This window comes from Methanosarcina sp. UBA289, assembly GCA_002496565.1.
GTDB lineage: Archaea > Halobacteriota > Methanosarcinia > Methanosarcinales > Methanosarcinaceae > Methanosarcina.
Map to the genome: position 1 here is coordinate 23,025 of DAKJ01000022.1, position 6,000 is coordinate 29,024.

General features: G+C 36.4%; 6 protein-coding genes. 4 read left to right on the forward strand and 2 right to left on the reverse strand.

What is annotated here, in order from left to right:
• Positions 1-192: 192 nt before the first annotated feature.
• The 3 genes from BP549_RS12575 (at position 193) to BP549_RS12585 (ending at position 2,495) form a co-directional block, all read left to right on the forward strand.
• A complete protein-coding gene (locus tag BP549_RS12575; protein WP_292375349.1) occupies positions 193-726 on the forward strand; it encodes a gamma carbonic anhydrase family protein in 534 nt (177 codons plus the stop codon).
• A 74-nt stretch (positions 727-800) separates the two neighbouring features.
• Positions 801-1,202 (forward strand): hypothetical protein, encoded by a 402-nt coding sequence (locus BP549_RS12580; RefSeq protein ID WP_292381119.1) that lies wholly within the window; start codon positions 801-803, stop codon positions 1,200-1,202.
• A 402-nt stretch (positions 1,203-1,604) separates the two neighbouring features.
• Positions 1,605-2,495, forward strand: coding sequence for a hypothetical protein (locus BP549_RS12585; RefSeq protein WP_292381122.1), 891 nt, complete (start codon positions 1,605-1,607; stop codon positions 2,493-2,495).
• A gap of 553 nt (positions 2,496-3,048) precedes the next feature.
• On the opposite strand, the gene BP549_RS12590 is transcribed toward BP549_RS12585, so the two are convergent.
• A complete protein-coding gene (locus BP549_RS12590) occupies positions 3,049-3,342 on the reverse strand; it encodes a hypothetical protein (protein WP_292375358.1) in 294 nt (97 codons plus the stop codon).
• Positions 3,343-3,950: 608 nt separating this feature from the next.
• Between BP549_RS12590 and BP549_RS12595 the strand changes: the two genes are divergently transcribed.
• Positions 3,951-4,325 (forward strand): DUF2795 domain-containing protein, encoded by a 375-nt coding sequence (locus tag BP549_RS12595; RefSeq protein WP_292381124.1) that lies wholly within the window; start codon positions 3,951-3,953, stop codon positions 4,323-4,325.
• A gap of 437 nt (positions 4,326-4,762) precedes the next feature.
• Here the strand turns inward: BP549_RS12595 and BP549_RS12600 are convergent, their stop codons facing one another.
• Positions 4,763-5,806 carry a tetratricopeptide repeat protein gene (locus BP549_RS12600; RefSeq protein ID WP_292381127.1) on the reverse strand — a complete coding sequence of 348 codons (1,044 nt, stop codon included), beginning with the start codon at positions 5,804-5,806 and terminating at the stop codon, positions 4,763-4,765.
• Positions 5,807-6,000 lie beyond the last annotated feature (194 nt).

Below are 6,000 nucleotides of genomic sequence, written 5' to 3' on the forward strand. Positions count from 1 at the left end.
CCTCACGCTTATGGTTTTCAATAACTCACCTCCATGACTCAGATCATATGGTTTACTTTTTCCAGGAGGCAGATGGATTTAATAGCACTAAATCTGATTATTAAGACAACTTCTAGCTCTTTTAGACCTTATCAGGCGTTAATGAGCAGCTAAAACATGAGATACAGTGTTAGATAAGACGGAGATAGATTAATGATAATGGATTTTAAAGGCAAAAGCCCGAAAATCTCAGAGACAGCTTTTATTGCGGATTCTGCAGACGTGATAGGGGATGTTGAAATTGGAGATTTTTCAAGTGTATGGTTTAATGCCGTGCTTCGCGGAGACCGAAATAAAATAAAAATCGGGAGCAAGACAAGTATTCAGGACAATGTCGTAATTCATGCTGATCCTGAGAATGGAGTTCAGATCGGAAATGATGTAAGTGTGGGACATGGAGCTGTACTCCACGGATGCAAAATCGAAAGTAATGTGCTAATAGGGATGAACTCTACAGTACTGAACGGGGCTGAAATTGAAAAAAACTCTATAGTAGGTGCAAATGCACTGATTCCTGAAGGGAAGAAATTTCCTGAGAACAGCCTGATAATAGGAGTTCCTGGAAAGGTTAAGAGAGAAATTGAGAAATCCGAAATTGAAGCCATAGCAGAAAACGCTGCAGAATATGTGAAATTTGTCAGGGAATACAATGAAGAAATAAAAAAATACGAAAAGCCAAAGAAGTGAATTACAAAAAATGTAGAGGAATAAATAATAAAATTACCATAGATTAAACAAATTTGATAGGAGGGTGAAATGAAATGAAGAACATAAACATCTTATATTACGGAAAGGTAAAACAGGTAGATGTATATGAAAGCATGTTTGAGTATGTAAAAAGTTCAGGTATTGCGGATTGCGAGAAAGATTACATCGAGGGCCAGCCTGCCTATTTTGTAGAGGAGTGGCAGGCAGCACTGGACAGCGAGATGTATTTTGAATATGATCCTATGAAAGATGCAGGAGAAATAGAGATTGACGGGCAAAATTATACCCGCATAGGCCGAGGAATAAACGAGTTAAGTTATGTGCCCACTGACAACCTGTCAGACATACTGTATGTTATTTATCACTGCGACCATGACATGAGAAAATGTAACTGCACCAACGAAATTTTCCAGACAAAAGAAGAAGCAGAGAAGAGAGCAAACGAGCTTAGATGAAAACGCGGGTTCTTCGGATATCTCTTACTGCCGGAAATATTAAGAGTAAACCATAGATGTAGAAATTAAAGTCATAGAACAAACTTCTCTATATTTTTTACTAATTTTTATTATTCTTCATATCAACAATATAAACGGATACTATTTTAAAAATTAATAATATTCTTTTTTGAACTTTAGACGTATATAACCCAAATATTCAAGAGAATTTTCTCAGAGATAGGTTCGGTTAAACTAGATTTAGATAAAATAATCTGTCTGCTGATACAAAGTGGTTAAAATCGCACGGTGCTAACTTTTGAACATTTATTTATATGTTAAAAGTGTATTATCTAGCGGATTTAATGCTTTATGTGTAAATTTCGCAGTTAAACTGGAAAATTAATTAGAGAGGTTAGTGACGTGCATAAGAAACATGAACTAAAAGAAGAAATTGGCAAAGCAGCCAAGACAGCAAAAATAGAAGTCAAAAAAACTCATCGGATAGATGAGAAATTTGGCTCCAGGCTCCGTTATATCCCTGGCTCCTGGGAAGGAACAAAAAGAAATTCAAAGATTGAGCAGACCAGACAAAGGCAGCGTTATATTCCAGGACTCTGGAAGGGAGAAACATCAAAAGTAGAGAAAATCAGCTATAAGCCCAGATACATACCAGGATCCTGGAAAGCAGCAAAAGAGAATCCAAAAATTGAAAAAATTAAGTACAAGCCACGTTATATTCCCGGGCTCTGGAAAGGGACCGAAGAGACTCCGAAGATGAAAAAAGGTGACTACAAGCCTCGATACATTCCTGGCTCCTGGAAAGGAACAAAAAAGAATCTGAAAATAAGTGAAATCAAATACAAGCAGAGGTATATTCCCGGGTTCTGGAGAGAAAATGCAGAGAGCCAAAAGACAGATAAAGTTAGTCACAGGCCAAAATACATCCCCGGGTCTTGGAAAGGAACAAAAAATAATCCGAAAATAAATGAAATCAGATATAAACAGCGTTATATTCCCGGATTCTGGAAAGGAACCGCAGAGACTCCGAAAATAGAAAAAGGTGACTACAAACCTCGATATATTCCGGGTTCCTGGAAAGGAATAACGAAGAAGCCGAAAATAGGGAAGATGAGGTACAAACAGCGGTATATTCCCGGATTCTGGAAAGGAACCGCGGAGAAGGCTAGCTATAGCCCTCGTTATGTGCCCGGCTCCTGGAAAGGAATAAAAGAAGCTCCAAAGAGGAATGAGAAAGTTAGTTACAAGCCTCGATATATACCCGGATCCTGGAAGGGAATACCGCGAATCTGAAGAGATTACTCACCGAGAAGAAAAATAAAACTATGGAAGACTATTATAGACATATGATTAAAACTGCTTGAATCTCACACTACTGCTTTTTCAATTTAATCGAATAAGTAGAATAGTTTCCAGAAACAGATAACACTTAAATTGAAAAACCAGTAAGAAAGGTCAAGGCTAAAAACTAGTGGGGGTCTTTGGCCAAATCTGAAAAATGCGCACATTTACTCTGTTTGATCAGATTTGAGAACCGTCCTTTAGCTTACAATTTCACAGGAAATAACTCCCACGACTTATAATAAGCTAATTTAAGCTTTCTTTATTAGCTTATTTTACTTTTCATAATTAACTAATTTAGCTAATCTCAATTGCTCTTGATCCCTATTATTCCTGTTTTTAATGCCAGAGTAAGATTTTGAACACATGAGTGCCTGCAAGATATGCCTGTGAAAAGTTTAACTTGTGAAAATTTCCTGACAGATGAAAAGGATCTTTCAATCCTCGGTTTAAAAAAGTAAAGCCTGAAGTACCAGCAGTTCCATGGGTTTGGAAGCTTAAAAAATCATACATTTCCGGAGACCGCATTCCGCAGACAGGTTTCCCAGTCATCAGGATTGTCTATATTGTCGCACTGCCACTCAAATTCGCGCCTTGCAAGCCTGATAGTCGCCCGTGCATTTTTGAGTGGAACTAGCTCTTTTCCGACATCACCAATGCCACCGACTTCCAGACATCCTACGACATCAATCATAAATTTTTCCAGGGTCTCTGGCGGTATTGATTCGTTCCTTGCATGGATTTCTGTGCATTTTGCGAGATATTCTGCAAGTACTCTGATCAGTTTCGTGTCACGCATGATTCTAACTCCTTTGTACGATAAGTGGGGCAATTCACCTCGTCACACTGGGCTTTAGATTTGATGATCACAACAATTATGATATTCATAAAAATGCAGACATATCTTCCCGAATTCAGTCCAGGATAATACTTCAATCATGATTTTCCAGGGACAGGCCCTCAAACAGCAATTAAAAATATGTATTTTCGAAGCTTAAAGTTTTCTAAATAATCGTATTTGAGAGAGATGATGAACATTTGTATGCCAGCAGGAAGATTATAAAGTCACATAGTATGTTTTTATATAAAAGAGGTTATTGATTAATTTATAACTTTGCCTTTTTAAATAAATACTTTCTAATTAATTAATTGTTTTAAACCCATGCAAAACGGTGAATAGTCCGAGTTGATAATCTGAATCGTCCTCTTTTAATAAACATTTGATTTGAATTCTTTTTATATTATATTAGAGTAGTAATAAAGAGGGAATAAACGGAGGGTAGAAATTAAACATGGAAAGTAATTAGACTCAAATCCAGAAAATGAACTTATAAATCAAAAACTAAAATAGCATCTGATGCCAGCAAGGACTTTTTGGCAAATAAGATCACAATATGGGGGAGAAAAGTGATACAAGCAAGTACTACTGAAATTCAGAGTATTTTAGGAAACGTGAAATATCCTGCAACAAAGAATCGAATCATCGATGAAGCCAGAAAGCAGAATATTAGTGGCGACACAATGAAGGCTCTTGAGAATATTCCAGATAGAGAATACAACAGCGCTGATGAGATCGTCAATGAATTTGAAAGTTTTCAAAAGGCTGTAGAGATTTTCCATAACAGAAAATATCCTGTAACAAAGCAGGAGCTTGTCAACGAGGCTAGAGATCTTCATGTCCGCGACGTAATAATAAGGGCTCTTGAGGCCTGTCCGGATAAGGAATACGCCAGTCCTGCTGATGTTATCAAAGAATGCAGAACCAGAATCCATAGCAGATAACCCTATTTTAGAGTAAATCAGCCATCAAAAGTAGAGTAAATCAGCCGTTAAAAGTAAAAAGATCAAAATATAACCAACAAAAAATAACAGGAAATTTATGGTTCCAGATATGTAGTCCGGCTTAGATCAGCTCAAATGCTGAAGTTTTGTGGGATCAATATTTACTCAAAATATTAATGGCCGCTTGTCCGTATATAATTCGAGGAAGGAATCAGGGCCTGAACAAGGCCTTTATTTCCAATAGTCCAGCGGCCCAATTTTACGAGTTTCAGCACTCGAAGATAAAGTAGCTCTTATGAGTATTTAGCATTAGAAAAAGGAATAGATATCTAGACATACATAATAAAGCAAAAATAAAGAAAGTAAAAAGGTAAAGAAAATAAATAGTTAAGGTACATTTTTAATTATATTTAAAAACTATTTGTTCTTCACCGTGGTCAAGCTAATTCAAACTTATGAAGGATAGAGTCTTTGAGACTTAAAGCATTTATGTTATTATCATTAATTCTTAAGGCATTCTCTACTGCAGATAATGATTGCCTATATCTTCCAAGTTTAAAAAGAGTAGCCCCTTTATTGAACCAGGCTTCAAGTTTGTTTGGATTCTTTTGCAGCACTTTATCAAATGCCTTTAAAGCTTTTTCAGGCCTATCAAGCATATAGAGAGTAGAACCTTTGAAGCTCCAAACATTTTCATTTTTAGGATTAACTTCCAGAGACTTATCAAATGCCTCTAATGCTTCCTCATACCTACCAAGAATATAAAGCGCAGAGCCCCTGTATCTCCAGATCTCCGCATCTTGCGGGTTAATCTCAAGACCTTTATCAAATTCTTCCAGTGCTCTGGCGTACTTATCCGGTTCATAAGCCTGTCTGCGCCTATGCTCCTTACCAGAGATTTCTGGGCAGTTATATGGAAGCTTATTCAACTCCGTAATCAAACTTTCATCTTCAAGAGTATGTAACATATTTTTATATTCCTGAATCTCAACGTCTTCTGGATAAATTGCCAGAATCCTTTTAAATTCATCCAGAGCCTCTTGGTATCTTCCAAGTTTGAACAGAGAAAGAGCCTTGAATTTTAATGCATATTTATAGTTTGTACCATGCCTTTTTTTCCATAAATGTGGGTTTCCTTTAAAAGCCTCTTTTGGTATAGATTCCAGAGCGCCATCAAAAGCTTTTATTGCCTCACTATATTTGCCGATTTTATAAAAGATTGTACCTTTAATCAGCCATGCTTCAGTGAAATTCCGATTCTCATCTATCTCTTTGCTGAGAAAAGACAGTACTTTGTTAATAGTAAAAATGCTTTCATTTTCTAATGAGAATTCCGCGTCCTGCATTAAAGATCCAATGATGTCAATAATTTCCAGCTCGTTTCTTCTTTCTTCATTTGTTCCTGAACCGGTAAATTCCCCTTCATACAATAGGTTTATCTCTGAATGCTCAAGTTCATGATCTTTGTTTGTTTCAGCCATAATACCAAGACCTGACAATTTACATATCAGAAATCATTTACTTAAGTCACATATCGAGCAAAAATGGTTGTAACCTGCATTAACTTCCTTTAACCCAATGATTATTTCCCAATGATTATTTCCCAACAATATATATTTACAATGCAATACTAAAAGATACTTTTTGAAAAAAGGGTCGTGTCCCTAAGTTATTG